Source organism: Pseudodesulfovibrio sediminis (assembly GCF_020886695.1).
Taxonomy (GTDB): Bacteria; Desulfobacterota; Desulfovibrionia; order Desulfovibrionales; family Desulfovibrionaceae; genus Pseudodesulfovibrio; species Pseudodesulfovibrio sediminis.
Genome location: NZ_AP024485.1, coordinates 2,795,001 through 2,818,230, shown reverse-complemented (window position 1 = coordinate 2,818,230; position 23,230 = coordinate 2,795,001). Strand labels below are relative to the sequence as shown.

Here is a 23,230-nt window from a genome sequence, read left to right as displayed (position 1 = left end):
CTGTTTGCAAGGCCTAGAAGCTGACAACGAAAGGACGGCGGCTCCAGTCAGACGACACGAATGCATCGACTCAACCCGGCGGGTAAAGGAAAGGAAGGTCCTCAACTTTTCCCGGCATGGAGCCGTCCCGAGTTGATCAGCTTCTTGCCGGCAAACCTCGGGCGGACAAACTAGCGCAAGGAGCTTTTTGCGTCTCTTTTTGCTCCTCAAAAAGAGACCGCCGCCCGCGAAGGGCATGGAAGGCCTTTGGGGCGCGTGCCCCAAAAACTGGCTCTCGCTCCAAAGGAGCGTGCTTTTTAATCTTTACGATGTGCGCGCTACGTGGTGTAAATGCAATCCTAATTTATTGAAAAGGTTTCGCCTTTACGGCGACCTGCTTTTTGCGAAGCGGCAAAAAGCAGGCAAAAAACGCTTTTTTTTGTGTGTGATCGAAGAAGCGAACTCAAGAGCCTGTAGGCGACTGCACTGCCCGACAGATTGTCCGCAGCGCAAACTCGGTCGGGCTACGCTACGTCGCCCGAGACAGGCTCTAAGGTTCGCTTCCGATTGTTCGCCGTTGAAGAAGATGCACTTTTAATGTGCGAGGCGTGGATTTGAGGTTGTCGGTAACTTGTTGGGCCGCCTCGGATACCGAATGTTATCTGCTCAAGTCGCCCTAGCTTAGCCCTATTTGCAAGGCCTAGAAGCTGACAACGAAAGGACGGCGGCTCCAGTCAGACGACACGAATGCATCGACTCAACCCGGCGGGTAAAGGAAAGGAAGGTCCTCAACTTTTCCCGGCATGGAGCCGTACCGAGTTGATCAGCTTCTTGCCGGCAAACCTCGGGCGGACAAACTAGCGCAAGGAGCTTTTTGCGTCTCTTTTTGCTCCTCAAAAAGAGACCGCCGCCCGCGAAGGGCATGGAACAAGTTGGGTGCGGCACGCACCCAAGAGTGGCTCTCGCTCCGCAGGAGCGCATCTTTCATTCTTCATGGCCGCCAAAGCGGCATTCCTTACCTCTTCAAAAAAAGGGAAAAAAGAGGAAGCCCCTCACCCGACTTTATGTGAGAAGCGCGAGAGCAAGAGGCATCGTCACCACCGACAACACGGTCTGCACGGTGATGATCTGCGCCATCAACCGATGGTCACCGCCCATCTGGCGGGCCAAAATAAACGACGAAAGCGACACTGGAATAGCCGTATAAATAACCGCAATCTGCTGCCCTGCGGGGTCCACGCCAAACAGCACGGAAAACCCGGCGGCAAGGAGCGGCAAAACCGCCAAATGCAACACGGAAGAAACCACCAGCGTCCGCTTGCCGCCATTCACTGTCTCGAACCGTAATCCGGCCCCGGCTGCCAACAACCCCATGGGAAGTGCGGCCCGTCCGAGGATGTCGAGAAAATCATTGATGATGCTCGGCAGCGATAAGTGGAGCAGGTTCATGCCCAGCCCGATGGCACAGGCGAGAATGAGCGGATTGGTCACCACTCCGAAGAGAACGCGCTTGAACCCGCCGCCGCCCTTGCTGCCGTGTCGAGACAGCGTGAGCACGCAGATGACGTTGATGACCGGGATCATCGCGAGCAACGCCATGGCGGAAAGGGCGAGCCATTCAGCCCCCATCAAGGCAGCAGCAATGGACATGCCGATATAGGTATTGGGCCGGAATGAACCTTGAAAAAGCGAGGTGTAGGCCGGGCCGTCGAGCTTCAAAACGGGCCAGAGCAGGCGCGCAATGATTGCCATCGTGAGAATGGTACACACGACCGCCACGGACAGGGGCAGCAGATCAGGGCTGAGCTCCTTGCCCGAAAGCCCCTGCACCAACATTGCTGGCAGCAGGACAAAATAGGTCAGCCGTTCGGAGACCGGCCAGAAGCCCTCTCCGGGGAATCCCATGCGTCGCAGACCAAAGCCCACCAGAATAAGGACAAAGATAGGGATAATGGCAAGTAAAATAGGCGACATGGACGGAAATGTACTCCCTCGACACAGGGGATGGCAACAGAAAACAGGGAACACCCGATGGGATGCTCCCTGACAATGACTACTCCGGAACCGTCTCCATACCGGCCCACTTGGGCTCATGCAGCGGCAGGACATGGTCGGCCATCTCCTTGGCCCTGACCAGAATGTCGTAGGCATCGGCCGGACCGGTGTTGGTTCCCGGCGGGATGACGTCCATCTCCATGGCCCTGACCTCGATGGGGGGCTCCAAATTTTCGAGGATGGTGCAGAATCCGCAGATGAGCACACTCCCCTTGTCGGTCTCGATCTTCACGGACATGCCGCCGAGGGTGTGGGCCGGGGTATGGATCATGGTGATCCCCGGCAGCACCTCGGTATCCTCGGAGAGGGTCACGATCTGCCCGTTTTCCTTCACGTCGTCGATGTAGTCCTCCAGATAACGGAAATCGAGCGGATGAGGATTATAGGCAGACTCCATTTCCTTTTCGTGTACATATATGGTTGCGTTCACGCATTTATAATCGTTTTCGCAGTGATCATTGTGCAGGTGGGTATGAATGACGATGTCGATATCTTCGGGCGTAAGTCCATACTTGGCCAGTCCTTCTTCGAAGGTATAAATCTTCCCGCCGATGGCCTGCTCGCGCTCATCGGAGATAATGGGCTGCATCTCACCGGTATCAACCAGAATCTTCTTGTCCCCGCCTTCTATGTACCATGTATAAATGGGGATGGTATACGGCGTGCCGTACCCCTGCTGATAAGTCATCATGCCCTTGTCGAACATCTTGGTTCCCATGCAGATGGGATGAACGGAATATTTCATGTGCGCACCTTGGTTGAGTGTCGTTTATACGCACAAAGGAACAATCCCTCATGAAAGTCAAGCGGACTGACCGGCAAATTACCGCTCTCCGATTTTTTCCCGGTGCAGAGAAAAACCAAATATCAGGTGCGAAAATCAAGAAAACGGGCTTATCACCATAGGACAATCAAGCGGGGAATACGGACTTGGATGACCACAACGCATCAATTGTATGTGCGCTGTTTTTCCTGAGTCCACATCGCCAACAAGCCCACATATAAAGAGACAAAAATAACGCAACGATATGTTATTTATACTATACATGGCTTGACCCCTTACAGTGAAGCCGGTAGGTAAATGTGGTACAGGTCAATACCCCTGTGCTTACGCAAGAGTTTTGCAATAGATTTTTTCAAGCCATTCTCATAGTTTGAAAAAATGAATCACGACGCTGAATACGCTTTTCAAGGAGTACTAATATGGATGTTGAACTGGCAAAGCCCTTCATCAAAGCAGCCATAGACGTCTTGTCCACCATGGCGGCAATCAAGCCTGAGGTTGGCAAACCGTACGTCAAAAAGAACACTGTCGCTGCGGGTGATGTCTCCGGCATGGTCGGCATTACCGGCAAAAAAAACGGAAGTGTCTCGCTTTCCTTTTCCAAGGGATGTGCAGTCGCCATCGTCAAAAACATGCTGGGCGATGAAATCGAAGACATCATGCAGGACGTCAAAGACGCCGTTGGTGAGTTGACCAACATGATCTCAGGCCAGGCCCGCGCCGGACTCGCGGAAAAGGGTCTCGTTTTTCAGGGTTCGACACCCACCGTGGTCATGGGCGATGGCCATACCATCTCGCATATGGCAAAGACACCTATCATGGCAATCCCATTCACGACCAAGGATGGGACATTTACCATTGAATTCTGCTTCGAGTAAACCGCAGTCTTAACGCTTGGAGACGCCATGGCAACGCTTGACGATTTCAGAAATAAGGAATTCCTGGATCAAATCACGATCCTCAATGAGATATCCGGGAGCAAGGCCCCGGAAGCTCTTCCCGAACTGGTGGAACTGCTTAAAAAGCCTGTGGGCGACACATCCATTGACTATATGGTAGTCAACGCCCTGAATGCGGTCCTGTCCAACAACCCGGACAAGGCCATCGAGGGATTGAACGATGCGCACGAAGGGTACCAGATCCTGTGTATCCGCGTGGTGGGTGAATACGCCATACAGGGTGCTGCCCAAAAGCTGGTCGAACTGGCCTCCTCCGAAACGGATCAGGACCGCCTCATGGAGGTACTCACCTCCCTGGCCCGTATCGGTGACGATTCCGCACTGCCCGTTTTCCGCTCTTTCCTCACCCACGAAGACGCCTTCATCCAATCCTCATGCATCGAAGCCCTTGGCAAGCTGCATGACCCGGAATCCGTGGAACAGTTCAAGAGCATGATTCTGGACAGTGAGGCTCCGGACCGGTTCGAGGTCTGTGACCTGACCACATGGAAGGCCGTGGATGCGCTGGCAGCCTACGGCACAGATGAGACCATCGATTTCCTGGTGCAGAAGCTGCATCACAAGAACCCCACCGTGCGCCGCATCATCACTGATGTGCTGGTGGACATCGGCTCGGTCTGTGTTCCCCCGCTCATGAACGCCTTTGAAGAAGGCGACACCGACACCAAGATTCTGACCGCCAACGTCCTTGGCTTCCTGCGCGACCGTGCGGGTGCCGACGGTCTTGTGGCCGCCTTTGACAAAGGGCTGGCCGACGACGAGAACGTCCGGTACGCCGTGTACGAAGCACTGGGGCGCATCGGGTCCATGAAGGGACTCATCTGCCTGGTGGACGGGTTGTCCGAAACCGAAGAGCTCATCCTCATGGCTGTCATCGGCGGGCTGGAACGCCATGTCAATCCCGGCATGCTCTCCACGCTGACCACGCTGATCACCAAGACCGACGAACAGGCGGAGAGACTGGCCAAGGCAATCATTTCTTCCAGAGCCACATCGATCTTCCGTGCCCTGTACGAAAACCAGAGTGCCGCTGAGATCCTCATCAACACGCTGATCGAATCCAAGGATACGGAAATCCTCGACGACTTCCGTACCGCGCTGACGGAAATCGGAGGAGAACAGGCAGAAAAGGACATAGCCCGACTGCCGCAACTCGGAGCAGGTGCACGCAAGGCACTGGCCGCAGACGACTCTCGTTCCATGTGCGCCATGCACCGTGCCATTCTGACCGACCTCGGTTTCGAGCCCTACATGGCCGCCAATGGCGAAGAGGCATACGAGTTCATCGAACAGGATGTGGACTTCGACGTCATCATCACTGACATGAACATGCCCATCATGGATGGCATGGAGCTGGTCAGCAAGGTGCGCAACACCCCAGGTTACGAGGACGTGCCCATCATCATGGTCACCACCGAATCGGAAGCGGATCAGCAAAACCTCGCCAGCAAGGCCGGCGTCTCGGCGTTCATAACCAAGCCGTTCAAACCGGATGATCTCAAAAACAAAATCCTGGAAATGACAGAATAATACAAGGGCCTCAATTGAGGCCCTTTCTTTTGCTCGTTCACACGTCCTGGCTTACCGAACAGTTGCCGATGTCCTTCGCGTGGAAGACTCTCAGTCGATTCCCTTGTCCTGAAGAAAACGGATCACTCTTTCCGTAATTTCGCGAGAGTACAGCATCCAGACATGGCCCATGGGAGAACAGATCTGCTCTTCCCAGCTGTCACGCCCGGTGCGCAGCAGGTGAAACGGGCAGACATAATCATCGGTCAAGGTATAGATGCCGAGGCGGGGGCAGTTCGGGTCCGGCATCTCGGCCACCCGTTTGGAAATATACTGGCCAGGGATAAGCCCACGGGCCATGCGGTTGCAGCCCAGATAGGCCAGAACGCTCCCCTTGTGGGGTGAACCAAGCGTGATGAGCGCCGCCACTCTGTCCCGATAGGCGTATTGCCCTGCGACACAGCGCGAGACCAGACCGCCCATACTGTGCCCCACAAGGATGACGCGGCCATCAGGATCGTCTCCCAGCAACTCGTCGAGCTTGCTCTCCATTCCAGCTACCGCCACATTGAAATCCTTGGTAAAGCTGTTGTATTGATAGGTATGCAGGTTGGTGAACCCAGCTCGCCTGAGCTGCCGTTTGAAATACCACCACGCGGTCTTGTTGTGATACAGCCCGTGGGTCAGGAGTATGGGAATCCCTTCGCCGCCGCGCTCGGACCGGGAAACAAGCAACTTCACGACGGAAAAAATAGCTATGGGCTCCGCCGCCATGGCCGTGGCCAGACCACGGACAAGCGGCCACGGCAGTGAACCGAGTCTTTCCCTGATCTCGGCCAGATCTCCGGACACATGATTGGAGATGAGAAAAGCCGCGAAACGGACAACGGGAAACAGAATGATAACACCCAGCAGGATGAAAACGAGCAATGTCAGCATGTCCGAACAATGCCTTTGACGCGTCAGCGTGTCAACCGATCGCATCCGAGTTGCCTCTTGCCCTTTAATCATTGGCAGTTTAGGCTTCATTTTCATTAATATTAAGGAGAATGTACTGTGGGAAAAACCACTCTGTGCCTCGATATCGGCAGCGGCACGCAGGATGTGCTGCTCTACTCACCTGACATTGAAATCGAAAACTGTCCGAAATTCGTCATTCCCTCACCGGCCCTGCAGATCGGCCGACGCATGGAAGGGCTGCGGCTTCAGGGCAAGCATATCTGGCTGCATGGCCGCAACATGGGCGGCGGCGTCACCCGCTTCATCCGCGCGCACCAGAAGGCCGGCCTCAAGGTCGCATCCAACGAATCCGCGGCCTACACCATGGCTGACGACCTGACGCGCATCCCCGAATCCGGCATCGAACTGACCGAGACCTGCCCGGACGGGTATGAACCGGTCATGCTCACGGACTTCAATGAGAAATGGTGGCGCACTTTCCTGGCTGCCGCCGAGATACCATGGCCTGATGCCATTGCCGCCTGCGCCCAGGACCACGGTTTTCATCCCGGCAAGTCCAACCGCATGGGCCGTTTCAAACTCTGGCAGACCTTTCTTGACGAGGGTGAAGGTCGCCCCGAAACATTGGTCTACGACACCCCGCCCGCCATGCTGACCAGGCTGGCCGATCTTCAAAAAGATATCGGCGGCGGCGTGGTCTCGGACACCGGTTCCGCGGCCGTGCTCGGCGCGCTTTTTGTGGACGAGATAGAACAGCACGGCATGGAAACCGGCGTCACGCTGGTCAATATCGGCAACTCCCACCTCATCGCCTTCCTGCTCTACGGAGGCCGCATCCACGGTGTGTACGAACAACACACAGGCTGTGTGGACGGCAAGAAACTGTGGGCCGACCTGGACAAGTTCCGGTGCGGCTGCATGACCTTTGAACAGGTCTTTGAGGAACGCGGTCACGGATGTCTGACACTGGACCTGCCCAAGAAGGCCGAAGGATTCAAGCCAACGTACGTGCTCGGCCCGCGCCGCGCCATGCTGGAAGGGTTTGATGTCCAGTTCCCGGCCCCGGGCGGTGACATGATGCTGGCAGGCTGTTTCGGCCTGATCAAAGGCCTCTCCCTGCGCGAAAAATGATACTCCGCGCCTCCGTGAACTCCAAACCGTTGACGGATGCTGTTGCTCCGTCTAACTAACTCATATTATGAATCATAAAATTCTACTCGCCGCTCTTGTCCTCGGTCTCGTCTTCATGGCCGGTCACGCCCGCGCTGCCACCCTGTTCGTCAATGGCAAGGCCGCTCAACCCGGAAGCGGGACATCCTGGGCCACACCGTTCAGCGACCTGAACACGGCCCTTGCCGCCGCAGCCAAAGGCGACCAAATATGGGTGGCCGCGGGGACCTATACCCCCACCGCCGATCCCAACCGCGAGGCGACCTTCCAACTCAGGGAAGACGTGGCTGTCTACGGGGGATTTGACGGAACTGAAACCGATCTGTCCAAACGGAACGTCAAAAAGAACCAGACCACCCTGTCTGGAGATCTGGGCGTCCCCGGCATGCCTGAAGACAACGCCTATCATGTTGTCACAGGGGCCAACGGCGCACGGATCGATGGATTCTCCATCACTGGTGGATATAGCCAGAACACAGGCTGGCAGGGGGATTCCACGCTATCAGTGCACACCCTGACTGCCGCTCCGCAACATGGACTCGGCGCGGGCATGCTCAACTTCAAGAGCGCACCCGTTGTGGCCAACTGCGTTTTTCAGGACAACCACGCCCTCATGGGCGGCGCTGTCTACTCCCTGACCGGTGCCACCGACACCGCGACGCCCTCTCCGCAGTTCCTCAACTGCACATTCTGGCAGAACTCCGCGCTGGTAGGCGGCGGCGGTGTTGCCAATCAGCTCAGCGCCCCGCTGTTCGTCTCCTGCGAGTTCGATTCCAACCTTGCCGAGGCCACCGGCGGCGGCATGCTCAATGACTTCGGCAGCACGCCTCGCCTGCTGAACACCATCTTCCGCAATAACGAAGCCCAAAACGGCGGTGGCATGGCCAACCAGGGCACATCCGCTCCGACACTGTATTACTCCACCTTTACCGGCAACCGCTCCACCGCATCCGGCCCGGCCATTTTTCAAGGCGCCGGAACCAACACCACGGTCCTGCTCAAGACGGTCGTCTGGGGCAACGAATGTGATTGCGCGGACACCCGCTTTGCCAACAGCGACACATCCACCATCCGGGTGGAGGACTCCACCATTCAGAACGGGTACGACGGCAAGAGTGTGTTCCAGGCCAATCCCGGTCTTGATCGCCAGTCCGAAACCATGCTCAACACCGGTTTCAAAACCAATGGACACCGCTTTCGCCCTTCCAAACTCGACAGCCGCCTCAAGGGTATCGACCGGTACGCCATAGCTGCCGACATGCCCGTCTTTGACCCGTCGTACACCGTGACGCTGGCCCCCGCTGTTATCGAGAAAATACAGGCGCTGAACGTGCCCGCGCCCACACCTGCCCCGGCCATGACAGCGGAACCGGCACCCACACCTCTTGCCGAACCAGCCCCCCGGGCGGAAGTGCCGCCTGTCGCAAAACCGACCCCGGCAGCTCCCAAGGCACTGACAGCAGGGCCGGCAACGCCTGCGGCCAAGACTGCCCCGGCCACTCCTGCGCCCGAAGCCGCACCCGCTGCAAGCGCTCCGGCACCGAAAGCCCTTGCCATGACCACGCCGCCACCTTCAGCCACGACAGACCGACCTGCCAAACGCCCGGACGGCCCACCCTCTACACAAACCGTGTTGCAGGAGCTGGATCTGGACGGCAACGGCTGCATCACAATCAACGAGGCGCGCGGCGCGCTTACACAGCAGTTCTGGCGCGTGGACAACAATGGTGACGGGTGTCTCTCCGAGAGGGAACTGAGCCGCTTTACGAAGCAGCACCCCAAAACCAACAAGAGCGCAGCGCAGCGCCCCCCCGCACCTGTGGGACAGCCAGCACCCAAGGCCACGCCCAAGGTCCGTCAGGTAACACCACCGCCCCCCACAGCCGCCCCTGTCACACAGCAGGCTGCCGCTCCGGCCCTACCCAAATCCGCCGCAGCAGCACCGCAAGGCGTCAGTGCGCCAGTCGGCCCCTCCACCGGATACACCCTGTTCGCCCCAATCGGTGGCACAGAGACCTATCTGGTCAACATGCAGGGTGATGTGGTCAAAACCTGGCGCGGCACCGATCGCTCGTCCGGGGCCGTCTACCTGCTCAACAACGGCAACCTGCTGCGCACGGTGTCCCCGGCACCGGGCGAGGTCCGCACCCCCTTTGTGGGCGAGGGAGTTCAGGGCGGCATCATTCAGGAAATTTCTCCGCGAGGCCAGATTGTTTGGGAATACAGCTATGTGGACAACAAAGTCCGCCAACATCACGATATCGAACCTCTGCCCAATGGAAACGTGCTCATCCTGGCCTGGGAACTCAAGGCACAGGGCCAGCTGGCCGCTGTCGGCGCTTCCGTGCGCAACCACCCGGACCAGAAAATCTGGGCAGAGCACATCGTGGAAGTACGCAAATCCGGCCCCCGCAGCGGTTACATTGTCTGGGAATGGCATGCCTGGGACCATCTGGTACAGAATACCGACAAGTCCGCTCCCAATTTTGCCACCCCCTCGCGCATGCCCCAACGCATTGACGTGAACTATAACCCCAGACGCATACCGGATTGGCAGCACGCCAACTCCATTGACTACAGCCCCATCTCCAATCAGATCGTGGTCAGCCTGCGCAACATGAATGAGATCTGGGTCATTGACCACTCAACCACCTCGGAACAGGCCGCATCCAGTTCCGGCGGCATCATGCATCGTGGAGGCGATCTTCTGTTCCGCTGGGGCAACCCGGCAGCCTATGGCTCTTCCGCCCCGCAGGTCCTGTTCAGCCAGCACGATGCCAGGTGGACCAAGGGCCGCAAGCCGGGCGACGAGAGCATCACGCTCTTCAACAACGGCAACCGGCGGCACAAGCAATCCGATGTGATTGAGATCAAGCCCGCCTATTACCTGCGCTCCACACAACTGGACGCCAAGGTGGTCTGGTCCTATCTGGAAAAAGGCGGAGAGCCGTTCTATGCAGGCGACATCTCCGGCGCCCAGAGACTGCCCAACGGCAACATGCTCATCTGCGAAGGCACGGCAGGCCGTCTTTTTGAAGTGGACGCGCAGGGCAAAACCGTCTGGACCTACCAACACGAGGCAGGCGGCAACGGGCCGGGAGACCACATCTTCCGCGCCACGCGCATACCGGATGTTCACCCCGGGGTCAGGCGACTCATTCAGTAATAAACTTCCACAGCGGACAGCCTCACGGGTGTCCGCTTTTCTTTTGTGAAAAGTTGGTGCAACCACTAGGCATGGTCCCCACACGCATGCTAGTGTTCTGGATGAAGTGATTTGCTATAACCAAGGAGCGAACCGTGAGGCAAAAATATTCCCTCATCATCACTGCACTGACATTGACCACATTGCTTGCCGCAGGTTTCGCCTATGCCGGATGGGGTGACATCCCCAAAAGCGTTGGCGACGCCGCATCCACGGCCGCAGGGTTGCCCTACACACCATCCGAGGCCACAGCCGCCATCAAGGAAGTCCTTGGCATGGGCACTGATTCCGCAGTCGAAACTCTGGGCACATCCGGCGGATTCATGGACGATCCGGTGGCAGCTATTCCGCTGCCTGACATGTTCAAGAACATGGGCTCCGATTCTTCCGGCCTCCTGTCCGCCCTGAACACGGCAGCAGAGGATTCCGTGCCCTCGGTGGGTGGACTGTTCAAGGATGCCATTGACAATCTGGATGTGTCCAACCCCACTGCCATGCTCGATTCCGGCAGCTCGGACACCGCCATCACCACGTATTTCGAGGGACAGTCCCGGGCCAGCCTGAAGACGCTGGCCAAACCCATCGTGTCCAAGAGCCTGGATGCTGCCGGAGCCGGAACCTACCTGAGCGCGCTGACCACAGCGCAACAGGCCGCCAGCATAACCGGAACAACCTTTGACCCTGTTGATTATGTAACCGACCAGACCCTGGACGCCATGTTCCACTATATCGGCGAACAGGAAAAGAACCTGCGCTCAACGGGTGGTGCCGGAGCCAGCGCACTTCTGCAAAAAATATTTTAGGAGTATGCGATGAGTAAAGCCATCAAGATATCGCTCATTATCGTAGGCGCGGTCCTGACGCTGTTCATAGCCGCCGCTGTTGCCCTTGTCATTCTTGTCGACCCCAATGAGTACAAGGATGAAATTGCCCAGGCCGTGAAAGAAAACACCGGCCGGGAACTCATTTTCGAAGGAGACATCGGCTTCAACTTTTTCCCCTGGCTCGGGCTGGATGTCGGCCCCATGGCACTGGGCAATGCCCCGGGGTTCGCGCCGACCGAAATGGTCCGCATCAACAAAGCCGAAGCCTCCATCCAGATCATGCCCCTGTTGTCCGGCAACATCGCCATCGGCAACGTGGTGCTGGACGGCCTGACCCTCAACCTCACCAAAAATGCCAAGGGCGTTACCAACTGGGATGATCTGGCCAAATCCGAAGAAACCACCCAGGAAAAACCCGCTGAAGTCGAGACGGAAAAATCGACAGACACGAGTACAGGCAGCCCGCTGGAAACGCTGTCAATCGAAGGCGTGAAGATCACCAACGCCAACGTCCTGTATGACGACCAGCAGGCCGGAAAAAAGACCTCTCTGGGCAATCTGAACCTCCTTGTCGGCGAAGTGGGCAACGCCACTCGCTTCCCGTTTGAACTGAGCTTCGATCTGAAACTAGACGACCCCAAGATAGACACCCGTCCGGTGCTTGAGGGCGTTGCCAAGTTTGATCAGGACGCGGGCACCTTTGAAATTGAAGAGATGAAATTCACGGCCCTGAACCTGAAGCTGACAGGCCTGTTCTTTGCCAAGGCCAAGGACGGCGCCACCGCCTTTTCGGGCGAGTTGAAGCTGGCTGAGGCTTCCGTCAAGAAGCTCATGAAGGAGATCAGCATCGAGCCGCCTGTCACCGCTGATCCGGCTGCGCTGGAAAAGCTGTCCATGGACATGAAGTTCAACGGCACGGACACGGGCGTGGACCTCGAAAACATGACTATAAAGCTGGATGACACCACCATATCCATCAATGGTTCGGTCACGAACTTCGACAAACCTGCCATCAAGGTCATCGCCAATATCGACGACATTGACGCAGACCGATACATGCCCCCCGCATCCGAATCCACTGATGGCGGCAAAACGGAATCATCAGCACAGACGCAGGAGACCGCACCGGCGCAGGAGCCAGACCTGAGCGCGCTCAAGGGACAGAACGTCTATGCCAAGCTGACAATCGGCAAGCTCAAGGCCATGAATCTGCGCATCAACGAGATCCTGTGCGAGCTGACCCTGCGTAACGGCGTGGCCACCATCAAGCCTTTTGCCGCCAAACTCTATGACGGCGAGCTTGTCGGTCATTCCACCCTCAACGCGAACACCGCTGTCGCGACCTGGAAAGAAGCCGCCACACTCAAGGGCGTACAGGCCGGACCGCTCCTCAAGGATCTGGTGGGCAAGGATCACCTGCACGGCGCAACCGTGGTCAAATACGACGTTGTAGGCCGTGGTCTGACCCCGGACAATATCAAGAAGTCCATCACCGGCACCGCTTCCTTTGCCTTCACCGATGGCGCGATCATGGGAGTGAACATCGCAAAGATGCTCCGTGACGGCTGGAACACCCTCAAGGGCAAGAGCGCGACCACCGATGAACCGGCCAAGACCGACTTTGCCGAGCTGCTCGGATCAGCCACGCTGACCAACGGGCATATCGTGAACAAGGACCTGCTGATGAAGTCTCCGCTGCTGCGTGTGACAGGCAAGGGCTGGGCCAATCTGCCCAAGAACTCCACCGACTACACCGCCACAGTCACCGTGGTCGGCACCCTCAAGGGCCAGGACGGTGCATCCATGGAAGACCTCAAAGGCTTGCCGCTGCCAATCAACGTCAAGGGTGACCTGAACGATCCGAAGATCAGCCTGGATACAAAGGCGTTGGCCGAAGCACTGTTCAAGGGCAAGCTCGGCCAGGGAACCAAGGACCTTGAGAAGAACCTCAAGCAGAAACTGCTCGGCGGCTCCACATCCACGGACTCCACCACTGACAAACCCACCAATCCGCTTGGCGGCCTCTTCAAGAAAAAGTAATGCACACCTCAACATACTGAAAAAGGCCGGGCATGCTGCCCGGCCTTTTTTTTGTTCGCTCAATGGCCTGCCTGTTCACCAAATCGCCACCGGATTGCCATGTCGTGTGACCTTTTCTTCACTATACAGTGAAAAAATCATATGGAGGCTTTCATGCTACGCTCGCTTTTCATTGCCCTTTTCATCCTTACCACCGCTCTGCCCGTCATGGCTGACGAAGTGACAGTCGAAAAATATGACATTGAAATCCCCACAGACTTTCTGGTTCCCTACACCGGCATGTATGCCAGCCAGTTCCCTGACGGGTTCACCATAGGTATCGGCTCCGGCATGACCTATGTCGGCAAGGCCGCGGACGGCTCACGCGTGTTCTACGCCATCTCGGACCGGGGTCCCAATGCCGATGCCCCCAAGTATGTTGAAGGGGACAAGACCACAGCGACCAAGATGTTCCCGGCCCCGAACTTTGCGCCCTCTTTCGGCGCCATTCGCGTCAAGGACGGCCATGCGGTGCTGGCCAGCCTGATCACGCTTAAAAATGAGAAAATGCACCCCATATCCGGCCGTGCCATCCCCATCGGGGCCGTGGGTGCCACAGGCGAAATCCCCTTGAATGACGCGCTCAAAAAACTTGCCTTTGACCCGGACGGCATGGACACCGAAGGTATCGCCATAGACCGCGAGAACAAGCAGCACCTCTGGATCTGTGACGAGTACGGTCCGTTCATCGCCAAGATCGACGGCAACAACGGGCGTATCCTCAAGAAATACGTTCCGGGAAAGGAACTGCCCATCATCGCCGCCTCCCGCCAGCCCAACAGGGGATTCGAAGGCATTGCCGTCACGCCTTCCAACAAAGTGCTGACGGCTATCCAGTCCATCTGCGACGTGGATGGCAACGTGAAGAAATCAAAGGCCACCTTCTGCCGCCTGATGCTGCTTGATCCCGCCACAGGCAAGGTCAAACAATACGCCTACCCGCATAACAGGGACGACTATACACGCTCCCGTGATGCCAAGATCGGCGACCTGCACGCCATTTCCGAAACCAAGTTCATCCTCATCGAACGAGGCAAGAACGCTGACGGCAAAACCCGCATCCCGTTCTATGTCATCGATCTGGCCGATGCGACCGATATCTCCGGCATCCAGACCGCTGACGGCGAGGAGTTGGAGACCCTGTCCGATCGCAAGGACGTGGAAACGCTGGGCGTCAGGTACGTCAAGAAGACCAGGATCATCGACATCAAGGAGTATGGCTGGAAGCCCGGAAAGGCTGAAGGCGTGGCCCTGCTGCCCGACATGCGTACCCTGGCAGTGACATCGGACAACGACTTTGGCTTCACCTTCAAAATCGTCAATCCCGCCACTGACGCTGAAGGCAATCCGGTCACCAAGGCGAGCAGCTACACTGTCGACCCGTCAGGTCTGGTCAAATACAAAGGCAACCCCGTGGACACGAGAATCGAACTCTCTCCCACTGGCACCGCTTCCAAGCTCTGGTTCTTTACCTTGCCCAAGCGTATCAGTGAGTACTAGTAACGCTGCCCAAGCACACGCGTTTCTCTCTCAGACCAACGGATAATATAAAGCCCACCAGTGCTCACTGGTGGGCTTGCTCTGTATTCGTTGCCGGTATCACAGGGCGCTCTGAGGCGGTTTCACGCAGGCGGGACTGGGTGCCCCTTCATCGTGTACTCCCTTATGTTTCCTTGCAGGCGGTCACGCAAACCATGGTCCCATCTTTTTTGACAGGATGAACCAGAACAGATGCGAAGCCGACCGTTTCCAGCAGGGAGCGAACCGAGTCACAGGAGATGGGGCGAAAAACGTCCATATCCAATGGCATTGCATCCATTTTGCTCTTGTCCACAAACGCCAGGACAACTCGTCCGCCAGGCTTCAGCACATGATGAATCCGTTCGCATGTTCTGGCGGGATCGGGCCAGAAATAAATGGTGTTTGCCGAACAGACAGTATCAAACCTGTTGCCGGGATACTCGGCAGAATCAAAATCCCCGTGGACAAGCCTGACCCGTCCTTCGCGGATATGATGCCGATTCCGCTTTCCAGCCACAGCCATCATGGCACCCGAAAAATCAATTCCTTCGACCATGCCGGAGCCGACACGGTCGGCGACTTCCCGCACGACAGTGCCACAGCCAAAACCGATCTCAAGAACCACATTGTCCTGTTGTGCCGCGACCAGGTCCACCATGGCCGTGTTCAGCGCATCATTCCCTTTGTCAAAAATCCTCTTGGCGATAATGCGGCCAAACAAGCCCGAAGGCTTGCGCGCCTGTCTGGAAAAAAAGCGTTTCCACATCCTCCCTCCTGTGCAGGAATCAGAATCGAAGAGACAAACAGGTCAGCCCGCCATCGAGCTTTCTGTATTCGGACATTTCAATGACAACGGTCTGTATGCCAGCGGCTTCGATCTTGGCCAGCGTTTTGGGAAAACCGGCAGGAACGATGGTGGTTCCATTGATATGCAGGCAGTTCCGGGCGTATGCCTCGTCATCGTCTACCACTATGCGTGTGTATTCGGCCAACTCCGGTGCATTTTCAAAAAATGGAGACACAAGCAGCGTGTTTTCGCCGATGTAATTGACATCCGTCTTGAAATGTAGGCTGGGACCACACTGCATGGCAAACCATTCGTAACCATGTGCGGCCACCGCTGCACCAAGGGCTTCGGCTCCGGCCTGATTGGTCCGCTCGGTCAGACCGATGTAAAATTTCCTGCCCACCTGCAGGACGTCTCCTCCTTCAAATAACGCAGGTGGCAACACGTGCTCGACAGGCTTGAACTTCGCCAATACCGGCTCCATGGACTCCTGCTCGCCCTGACGCGTGGGCGCGCCCAGAGGGGCAATGACAGCTACCTGCTCACAGACCACGGCAGTGTCCTCCACAAAGCAACAATCAGGATATCCAGGTTCGGCCTCAAGAACCGTGACCTCGAGTCCAAGAACTTTCAAGGTCTGAACATAGGTAGCATGTTGCTTGAGTGCGAGATCGAAATCAGGCGTGCCAAGATTCTGAGAAGTAATACCGGCGACCATCTCGGGACCGGGCTTGCGAGTGATAGCGCGTGTGAACATATCCTCTGACTCCATAATGTTATAATTTGAATCAGTAACTTGATTTTTACCATTGAATTCGTCAAGTGGAAAAAAGGGAAGTTTGATTGCCGCAAGGCACAAAACAGGGTCTTTGAAAAGGAGGTACCATGAGGAACATGTCATTTTTCGTCTCCCTGTCAGTAGCATTGCTGATGGTGTTGACCATGCTTGGCTTCAAATCGGTCCAATCCAAAAAGATGCAACCCATTCAAAAGCAGGAGCTTCAAACAACCTCGCCAGTCAATCTGGGAGCCTCTGACATGCGTGCAGCACAGGTGTGGCTCAAATCAGTTGGGTATGATCTCACCTTTGACCAGATGAAAACCCTTAAAAGACTCAACCTGCAGAAATATTCCATCGCCATCCAGAACAACATCAGTGACGACAACATGCGTCACGTCAAAGTGCTCACCAATCTGGAAATTCTCCAGCTCCCCCAGAAAATCGGCGATAAGGGCCTTCAGCATGTCGCAGGCCTGACAAAGCTGAAGTCATTGAATATGCCGAAATGCAAAATCACCGACAACGGCATGCAACACCTCCACAACCTCACCCAGCTGGATAGCCTTGTCATGGCAGCGACCAATATCAGCGACGCGGGTGTTGCCAAGATCAAACACCTTCGGCCGACTGTCCTCAACCTCACCCGTACCAAGATCACCGATGCAGGCGTGGTCATGCTGTCCGGGATGCAGCTTCGTCTTCTGTTCATTTCGTTCACCGACATCACAGATGCTTCTGTCCCGGAACTAGCCAAACATCGTTCACTGGAAAGACTGGACATACAGGGGCGCAATGGCATCAGCCAACAAGGTTTTGAGCAATTGAAGGCGGCATTGCCCAGCACTCGAATCGTATACCCATAGTCCCGCAAAGCCGGTGACAAAGGACAAAAAGAAAGGGGGCACGCCCCCCTTTCTGCATCCATGTCATTTCAAGAACCCAGTATCAATTTAAATTAGTAAAGGGTTACACCCAAGGCATCAAGAACGTGCTCCATTTTGCACGAGTAACGCACGCCTGCGTTGCTCGCTCCCCAGTGCAACCCCACGGCCTTATTATCAGCCCGATTCAAAACAAGAGACCCTGAATCCCCGCCGGCACTGAGGTATGAAGCCGAGACCTGATCAACCATACGATAGGTGTTGCCATGAGAATCTCTTTTGACTGTGGTACACATGTCGGAGATGATAATTCCTGCGGTTAACTCAGTCGTGCGACCATTTTTCAGGACGGCCATGCCAATTGTAATATTTTCCACAACTTGAGACACATACGGCCTCGTCCCAGGAATGTCATCGACTTCGACCATAGCCATGGCCGCATCCACTAAATTGTCATTGTGGATATCAAGCTCCTCATACGCTGCCAAACTCCCAATAATATCGCCGTTTCCACCACCATCATCAGGACCGGGTTGCGTCACCAAGGTGCCGGTAGGAAAGGTATTGTAATTTGCGAGGACGTGGTTGTTACTTAACGCGTAATAGTTCCGTTGTCCGTTGAATTCACCCGTCGCAAAAACTCCGAGTGTTCCTGTAGACTTGATACCTTCGTGCTTTGCTCCGAAACTGAATCCAATCTGTAAAGGACGAACCCTGTCAGTCAATGACTCAAATTCAATTTCTCCCACTTCAATCACATCGGTTATAACCCCACCGATCTCAGAGGGGATCAAAGTTTCATCCGAAAGAAGTTGTGAATGCACTTTCTCAACGACCTGCACTTGGATGCACGCCTCTTTCAATGCCTTGCCCTTCTTCCATTTATACGCCCGACCAACAGCCACCACATTTTTGAATTTACCGCCCAACAGCAGTTCGACAGCTTCCGGAAGAGCTTCCGCAACTTGATTCAACGCTTCTTCCGACAACTCAATCTGAGAAAAATCCGTTTCTGCAATTCGTAAAGTCTTCATTTGTAAATCCTCCTAATACTTGGCTCCACGTCAATGACACTCTGCCGAGTAAAAATAGGGAACAGAACTCCTCAAAAATAGTCCCAAATAGTATCCACTAAAGCGACGATTTAGGCCTAGATACGTTTTCACAATATAGTATCAATTGATAAACAGGCACGCGTTAACAAGGATAGGGCTTACAATGAAACGAAGAGATTTGAGTGAAACTATCGCTTTATACATCATGTCCCGCACAACCGAGGAACTGACACAACTCACTCGGTACAGCATAGCAGACACATTTAAAATCAATAAAAGCTACTTGTCCAAGCGGTTTAAAGAGGATTTTGACCTTTCCATATCGAATTATATAGATCGCGAAAAAGCTGTCAGATCAAGAATTCTCATAGCGAACATGGAACGGGTGACAGTGGAAGAGATTGCCCAGCAGCTCGGTATAGCCAAACCCCAACAATTTCGTACCAAATTTAAAAAAATATTCTGCACAACCCCAGGTCGTTTTATTCATTATACCAAGAGTCCGGAATGACACGATTGTCGTGTCTTGTAACATACGTTCAGGCGCCATGAACGGAAAACAACCCTTTAAAGTATTAGGAGATTCTCATGGCCAATTATTATGTTGATTTCAAGAACAGCACGGACAGGACATGGAATATGGCTGTATATCAGACAATCCCAAATTCCATTGGTCTCGACAGCGTGGCCTGGAAACTGTCAACTGTGCCTCAGTCTGGTTTTAGCGGAGTGACTTGGGAAGAGAACTACAACGTCGCTATCGCTGACTACCGACAGGACGCGCCCCTGGGTGTATATTACTCCTCTCAGGCCATGAACACCAACTTGGGTTACGAATGGAACATCGTTTACAAGGACGGTGTTCAGCAACTGGAATTGGTTCAGGCTCTTCCCTTGGAGCAAAAAGAACAGATCATCATCAACAACATATCGGGTCTTGAAGCCAATCCGGGCATCGGCATGGCCGGCATGGGATCCGTTTACAAGAGAAACGTCCTGAGCAACGCTTCGGCTCAGTTCATTGTCACACCGACATACTGGGTCGGCCTTTTCCGCGACGTGCAAAGGGGTGAGGTCATCAGCAGCAATGTTGAAGTGGGTCCTCTCAAACTGACTTTCGCGGAAGGTTCCAATGTGGCCACAATTGAGGCCGCTCGATTGGGTGACTCCATTGAATACGCAGTTGGCTACTCCAGGCGTTAACAAACAACAGCGGCGACCACTCTGGTGGTCGCCGCCTCATGTAACCAGTGGAGGAAAACATGAACTATACAGTATCAATCTTAAACCCGACACCCGTCGAGTACACCTATATTATTTACCAAACACTTCCTCGAACGAAGTCGTGTACAAGTGTCGTTTGGATGATGGGGGATATACCCGCTAATACAGGAACTCCAACTCCTGTTGTCGTCCCCTGGATAAACATACCATCTGTTGTTTTGGGCGACAGAGATAATGCACAGCTCACCCAAACTCAGCTTTGGGATGTTGAACTGCACACTCGGTGGTTGCTGGAATATGATGTTGACAAGGAAGACTACGAATTGAAGGAAATGGCAAATGTCGGATCAAAGATCAAAGACGAGATCATTATCGAGAACAGATCCGGCAAGGAAGTGGACATTGGCATTGCCCTCTCTCAAATAGCAGGGCTCTACTGGGAAAATGTTTTGAGTAATGAAAACGTCTCTTTCAAAATGGACGAAACTTACCACTTAGCCCTACTTCTCCCGATTCAGAAAGCGGAGGTTGGTCAGATCGTTGCTATAGATGATTCAACGGACACGCCTGGTGCACTCCAGCGGGAGGACATTGTGGCCATGTCCCCAATCCACTTTTCATCTCCTCTGAATTTTGCTCAGGCGACGATTGTGGCCGATGCTTCAGGTGTACCGGAAGTGCACATTTCCTATCCGACATGAGAACGCGCATGCCCATGCATAAGGTATCTCCCCAGCCAGGATGTGGGGCAATCATGTCCTGGCCTTATAAACGCAAAAAAGCCCTGATTCGTATGAATCAGGGCTTTAGAAATATTCCTTGGCAACGACCTACTTTCCCACACGCTACCATGCAGTATCATCGGCGATGGAGGGCTTAACTACCGGGTTCGGAATGGGACCGGGTGTACCCCCTCCTCCTTGGTCACCAAGAAAAAAGAGTTGAGTAATATTTACTCAAATATATAAGTAAATAGGGGAAGAGAGAATTCCATATAATGTTTAAATAAGCCGCACGATCTATTAGTACTGGTCAGCTGAACAACTCACGTTGCTTACACCTCCAGCCTATCAACCTTGTAGTCTTCAAGGGATCTTTAGGGACATAAATGTCCAGGGAGAACTAATCTTGAGGCTGGCTTCCCGCTTAGATGCTTTCAGCGGTTATCCGTTCCGAACATAGCTACCCTGCAATGCCACTGGCGTGACAACAGGAACACCATAGGTTCGTCCACCCCGGTCCTCTCGTACTAGGGGCAGACCCTCTTCAATTCTCCTACGCCCACAGAGGATAGGGACCAAACTGTCTCACGACGTTTTAAACCCAGCTCGCGTACCACTTTAAACGGCGAACAGCCGTACCCTTGGGACCTGCTTCAGCCCCAGGATGTGATGAGCCGACATCGAGGTGCCAAACCGCGTCGTCGATGTGAACTCTTGGACGCGATCAGCCTGTTATCCCCGGCGTACCTTTTATCCTATGAGCGATGGCCCTTCCATGCGGAACCACCGGATCACTAAGACCAACTTTCGTTCCTGCTCGAGATGTCTCTCTCACAGTCAAGCTACCTTATGCCTTTGCACTCAACGGCTGGTTTCCAATCAGCCTGAGGTAACCTTTGCAAGCCTCCGTTACTATTTAGGAGGCGACCGCCCCAGTCAAACTACCCACCAGACACTGTCTCCAAGCCGGATCACGGCATTGGATTAGATACCTAAGTAATAAAGGCTGGTATTTCAAGGTTGACTCCACACACTCTGGCGAACATGCTTCAAAGTCTCCCAGCTATCCTACACATTATTAATCAAATACCAATGTCAAGCTGCAGTAAAGGTGCACAGGGTCTTTCCGTCCTTCTGCGGGTACCCAGCATTTTCACTGGGAATTCAATTTCACTGAGTCTCTGGTTGAGACAGTGGGGGGATCGTTACGCCATTCGTGCAGGTCGGAACTTACCCGACAAGGAATTTCGCTACCTTAGGACCGTTATAGTTACGGCCGCCGTTTACTGGGGCTTCGATTCAGAGCTTCGACCGAAGTCTAACCCCACCTCTTAACCTTCCAGCACCGGGCAGGCGTCAGTCCCTATACATCGTCTTACGACTTAGCAGAGACCTATGTTTTTAGTAAACAGTCGCCCCCCCCGATTTTCTGCGTCTCAAAATCGCTCACAAAGTTAAATGATCACAATTTCGAGCACCCCTTCTCGCGAACTTACGGGGTCATTTTGCCGAGTTCCTTAACCAGAGTTCTCTCAAGCGCCTTGGTCTGCTCGACCCACCTACCTGTGTTGGTTTGCGGTACGGTATGCATATGCTAAACTTAGAAGCTTTTCTTGGCAGTATGGAATTAATGACTTCCGTCGATTAAAGACTCGGCATAACGTCTCAGGCATACAGAACTGCGGATTTACCTACAGTTCAACCCTACGCGCTTGCACCGGGATATCCAACACCCGGATCATCTATCCTTCTGCGTCCCTCCATCGCACACATATACATGTACAGGAATATTAACCTGTTTCCCATCGACTACGCATTTCTGCCTCGCCTTAGGGGCCGACTTACCCTGGGAAGATTAGCTTTACCCAGGAAACCTTAGGTTTACGGCGAATAAGTTTCTCACTTATTTTATCGTTACTCATGCCAGCATGATCACTTCTCATTAGTCCAGCTAACCTCACGGTCCACCTTCATCCCATCTGAGAACGCTCTCCTACCGCTCATACAAAGTATGAACCCAAAGCTTCGGTACAATGCTTAGCCCCGTTACATTTTCGGCGCAGAATCGCTAGGCCAGTGAGCTATTACGCTTTCTTTAAAGGATGGCTGCTTCTAAGCCAACCTCCTGGATGTATCAGCAACTCCACCACCTTTCCCACTTAGCATTGATTTCGAGACCTTAGCTGTTGGTCTGGGCTGTTTCCCTTTTGGCCATGGTCCTTCGCAACCATAGCCTGACTGCCACACAACATTTACCGGCATTCGGAGTTTGATAGGGGTTGGTAACCTGGTGAGGCCCCTAGCCCTGTCAGTGCTCTACCTCCGGCAAACTAATGTGACGCTATACCTCAATATATTTCGGAGAGAACCAGCTATCACCGGGTTTGATTGGCCTTTCACCCCTATCCACAAGTCATCCAAATCGTTTTCAACCGATACTGGTTCGGCCCTCCACTTGATTTTACTCAAGCTTCAGCCTGCTCATGGATAGATCACCCGGCTTCGGGTCTAATCCGCACTACTTGTCGCCCTATTCAGACTCGCTTTCGCTACGGCTACACCTTAAGGCTTAACCTCGCAATACAGATTAACTCGCTGGCCCGTTATGCAAAAAGCACGCAGTCACGGAACAAGTCCGCTCCTACAGCTTGTAAGTACATGGTTTCAGGTTCTATTTCACTCCCCTAACAGGGGTTCTTTTCACCTTTCCCTCACGGTACTGGTACACTATCGGT

Annotated in this window: 17 protein-coding genes and 2 rRNA genes (1 of these 19 running past the window's edge); 11 read left to right on the top strand and 8 right to left on the bottom strand. The window is 54.4% G+C overall.

All coding sequences use genetic code 11. The annotated features are described in order from the left end of the window. Positions 1–1,041: 1,041 nt before the first annotated feature. Both SRBAKS_RS13425 and SRBAKS_RS13420 read right to left on the bottom strand, forming a co-directional pair. Complete coding sequence (locus SRBAKS_RS13425) at positions 1,042–1,953, bottom strand: AEC family transporter (RefSeq protein WP_229591396.1); 912 nt, start codon at positions 1,951–1,953, stop codon at positions 1,042–1,044. A gap of 79 nt (positions 1,954–2,032) precedes the next feature. Continuing rightward, on the bottom strand, positions 2,033–2,779 hold the full coding sequence (locus SRBAKS_RS13420; protein ID WP_229591395.1) for an N-acyl homoserine lactonase family protein: 747 nt from the start codon (positions 2,777–2,779) through the stop codon (positions 2,033–2,035). Positions 2,780–3,237: 458 nt separating this feature from the next. Between SRBAKS_RS13420 and SRBAKS_RS13415 the strand changes: the two genes are divergently transcribed. Then, positions 3,238–3,696 carry a chemotaxis protein CheX gene (locus tag SRBAKS_RS13415; RefSeq protein ID WP_229591394.1) on the top strand — a complete coding sequence of 153 codons (459 nt, stop codon included), beginning with the start codon at positions 3,238–3,240 and terminating at the stop codon, positions 3,694–3,696. Positions 3,697–3,723: 27 nt separating this feature from the next. Beyond that, the gene (locus SRBAKS_RS13410; RefSeq protein ID WP_229591393.1) at positions 3,724–5,307 is read left to right on the top strand and encodes a HEAT repeat domain-containing protein; all 1,584 of its coding nucleotides are present in this window, start codon (positions 3,724–3,726) and stop codon (positions 5,305–5,307) included. A gap of 90 nt (positions 5,308–5,397) precedes the next feature. Here the strand turns inward: SRBAKS_RS13410 and SRBAKS_RS13405 are convergent, their stop codons facing one another. Then, a complete protein-coding gene (locus SRBAKS_RS13405; protein ID WP_229591392.1) occupies positions 5,398–6,270 on the bottom strand; it encodes an esterase/lipase family protein in 873 nt (290 codons plus the stop codon). Between the two features lie 72 nt (positions 6,271–6,342). Between SRBAKS_RS13405 and SRBAKS_RS13400 the strand changes: the two genes are divergently transcribed. The 5 genes from SRBAKS_RS13400 to SRBAKS_RS13380 all read left to right on the top strand — a co-directional run bounded on the left by SRBAKS_RS13400 (position 6,343) and on the right by SRBAKS_RS13380 (position 15,024). Next, the gene (locus SRBAKS_RS13400) at positions 6,343–7,377 is read left to right on the top strand and encodes a DUF1786 domain-containing protein (protein WP_229591391.1); all 1,035 of its coding nucleotides are present in this window, start codon (positions 6,343–6,345) and stop codon (positions 7,375–7,377) included. Positions 7,378–7,444: 67 nt separating this feature from the next. Further along, positions 7,445–10,582, top strand: coding sequence for an aryl-sulfate sulfotransferase (locus SRBAKS_RS17875; protein ID WP_283816480.1), 3,138 nt, complete (start codon positions 7,445–7,447; stop codon positions 10,580–10,582). Positions 10,583–10,716: 134 nt separating this feature from the next. After that, positions 10,717–11,424: a DUF4197 domain-containing protein gene (locus SRBAKS_RS13390; RefSeq protein ID WP_229591390.1), complete on the top strand. Its 708-nt coding sequence runs from the start codon at positions 10,717–10,719 to the stop codon at positions 11,422–11,424. A 9-nt stretch (positions 11,425–11,433) separates the two neighbouring features. Beyond that, positions 11,434–13,485 (top strand): AsmA family protein, encoded by a 2,052-nt coding sequence (locus tag SRBAKS_RS13385; RefSeq protein ID WP_229591389.1) that lies wholly within the window; start codon positions 11,434–11,436, stop codon positions 13,483–13,485. 153 nt (positions 13,486–13,638) lie between these two features. Further along, positions 13,639–15,024 (top strand): esterase-like activity of phytase family protein, encoded by a 1,386-nt coding sequence (locus SRBAKS_RS13380; RefSeq protein WP_229591388.1) that lies wholly within the window; start codon positions 13,639–13,641, stop codon positions 15,022–15,024. A gap of 163 nt (positions 15,025–15,187) precedes the next feature. On the opposite strand, the gene SRBAKS_RS13375 is transcribed toward SRBAKS_RS13380, so the two are convergent. Together SRBAKS_RS13375 and SRBAKS_RS13370 are read right to left on the bottom strand one after the other, a co-directional pair. Then, on the bottom strand, positions 15,188–15,811 hold the full coding sequence (locus SRBAKS_RS13375) for a class I SAM-dependent methyltransferase (RefSeq protein ID WP_229591387.1): 624 nt from the start codon (positions 15,809–15,811) through the stop codon (positions 15,188–15,190). A gap of 19 nt (positions 15,812–15,830) precedes the next feature. Continuing rightward, on the bottom strand, positions 15,831–16,589 hold the full coding sequence (locus SRBAKS_RS13370; protein ID WP_229591386.1) for a dimethylarginine dimethylaminohydrolase family protein: 759 nt from the start codon (positions 16,587–16,589) through the stop codon (positions 15,831–15,833). 128 nt (positions 16,590–16,717) lie between these two features. On the opposite strand from SRBAKS_RS13370, the gene SRBAKS_RS13365 reads away from it, so the two are divergent. Beyond that, a complete protein-coding gene (locus SRBAKS_RS13365; RefSeq protein ID WP_229591385.1) occupies positions 16,718–17,476 on the top strand; it encodes a leucine-rich repeat domain-containing protein in 759 nt (252 codons plus the stop codon). A 92-nt stretch (positions 17,477–17,568) separates the two neighbouring features. Here the strand turns inward: SRBAKS_RS13365 and SRBAKS_RS13360 are convergent, their stop codons facing one another. Continuing rightward, complete coding sequence (locus SRBAKS_RS13360) at positions 17,569–18,528, bottom strand: S1 family peptidase (protein WP_229591384.1); 960 nt, start codon at positions 18,526–18,528, stop codon at positions 17,569–17,571. A 184-nt stretch (positions 18,529–18,712) separates the two neighbouring features. On the opposite strand from SRBAKS_RS13360, the gene SRBAKS_RS13355 reads away from it, so the two are divergent. The 3 genes from SRBAKS_RS13355 (at position 18,713) to SRBAKS_RS13345 (ending at position 20,474) form a co-directional block, all read left to right on the top strand. After that, on the top strand, positions 18,713–19,060 hold the full coding sequence (locus SRBAKS_RS13355) for a helix-turn-helix domain-containing protein (protein ID WP_229591383.1): 348 nt from the start codon (positions 18,713–18,715) through the stop codon (positions 19,058–19,060). A gap of 77 nt (positions 19,061–19,137) precedes the next feature. Beyond that, positions 19,138–19,752 carry a hypothetical protein gene (locus SRBAKS_RS13350; protein ID WP_229591382.1) on the top strand — a complete coding sequence of 205 codons (615 nt, stop codon included), beginning with the start codon at positions 19,138–19,140 and terminating at the stop codon, positions 19,750–19,752. Positions 19,753–19,811: 59 nt separating this feature from the next. Further along, a complete protein-coding gene (locus tag SRBAKS_RS13345; protein WP_229591381.1) occupies positions 19,812–20,474 on the top strand; it encodes a hypothetical protein in 663 nt (220 codons plus the stop codon). Positions 20,475–20,590: 116 nt separating this feature from the next. On the opposite strand, the gene rrf is transcribed toward SRBAKS_RS13345, so the two are convergent. Together rrf and SRBAKS_RS13335 are read right to left on the bottom strand one after the other, a co-directional pair. Beyond that, positions 20,591–20,705: ribosomal RNA gene (rrf, locus tag SRBAKS_RS13340) — 5S ribosomal RNA — on the bottom strand. 69 nt (positions 20,706–20,774) lie between these two features. Next, a 23S ribosomal RNA gene (locus tag SRBAKS_RS13335) occupies positions 20,775–23,230 on the bottom strand (it continues 486 nt past the right edge of the window).

What these genes read in the sequence shown, in the direction of transcription:
- SRBAKS_RS13425 (WP_229591396.1), bottom strand. Translation starts at nt 1,953, where the DNA reads ATGTCGCCTATTTTACTTGCCATTATCCCTATCTTTGTCCTTATTCTG.
- SRBAKS_RS13420 (WP_229591395.1), bottom strand. Translation starts at nt 2,779, where the DNA reads ATGAAATATTCCGTTCATCCCATCTGCATGGGAACCAAGATGTTCGAC.
- SRBAKS_RS13415 (WP_229591394.1), top strand. Translation starts at nt 3,238, where the DNA reads ATGGATGTTGAACTGGCAAAGCCCTTCATCAAAGCAGCCATAGACGTC.
- SRBAKS_RS13410 (WP_229591393.1), top strand. Translation starts at nt 3,724, where the DNA reads ATGGCAACGCTTGACGATTTCAGAAATAAGGAATTCCTGGATCAAATC.
- SRBAKS_RS13405 (WP_229591392.1), bottom strand. Translation starts at nt 6,270, where the DNA reads ATGCGATCGGTTGACACGCTGACGCGTCAAAGGCATTGTTCGGACATG.
- SRBAKS_RS17875 (WP_283816480.1), top strand. Translation starts at nt 7,445, where the DNA reads ATGAATCATAAAATTCTACTCGCCGCTCTTGTCCTCGGTCTCGTCTTC.
- SRBAKS_RS13385 (WP_229591389.1), top strand. Translation starts at nt 11,434, where the DNA reads ATGAGTAAAGCCATCAAGATATCGCTCATTATCGTAGGCGCGGTCCTG.
- SRBAKS_RS13380 (WP_229591388.1), top strand. Translation starts at nt 13,639, where the DNA reads ATGCTACGCTCGCTTTTCATTGCCCTTTTCATCCTTACCACCGCTCTG.
- SRBAKS_RS13375 (WP_229591387.1), bottom strand. Translation starts at nt 15,811, where the DNA reads ATGTGGAAACGCTTTTTTTCCAGACAGGCGCGCAAGCCTTCGGGCTTG.
- SRBAKS_RS13370 (WP_229591386.1), bottom strand. Translation starts at nt 16,589, where the DNA reads ATGTTCACACGCGCTATCACTCGCAAGCCCGGTCCCGAGATGGTCGCC.
- SRBAKS_RS13365 (WP_229591385.1), top strand. Translation starts at nt 16,718, where the DNA reads ATGAGGAACATGTCATTTTTCGTCTCCCTGTCAGTAGCATTGCTGATG.
- SRBAKS_RS13360 (WP_229591384.1), bottom strand. Translation starts at nt 18,528, where the DNA reads ATGAAGACTTTACGAATTGCAGAAACGGATTTTTCTCAGATTGAGTTG.
- SRBAKS_RS13355 (WP_229591383.1), top strand. Translation starts at nt 18,713, where the DNA reads ATGAAACGAAGAGATTTGAGTGAAACTATCGCTTTATACATCATGTCC.
- SRBAKS_RS13350 (WP_229591382.1), top strand. Translation starts at nt 19,138, where the DNA reads ATGGCCAATTATTATGTTGATTTCAAGAACAGCACGGACAGGACATGG.
- SRBAKS_RS13345 (WP_229591381.1), top strand. Translation starts at nt 19,812, where the DNA reads ATGAACTATACAGTATCAATCTTAAACCCGACACCCGTCGAGTACACC.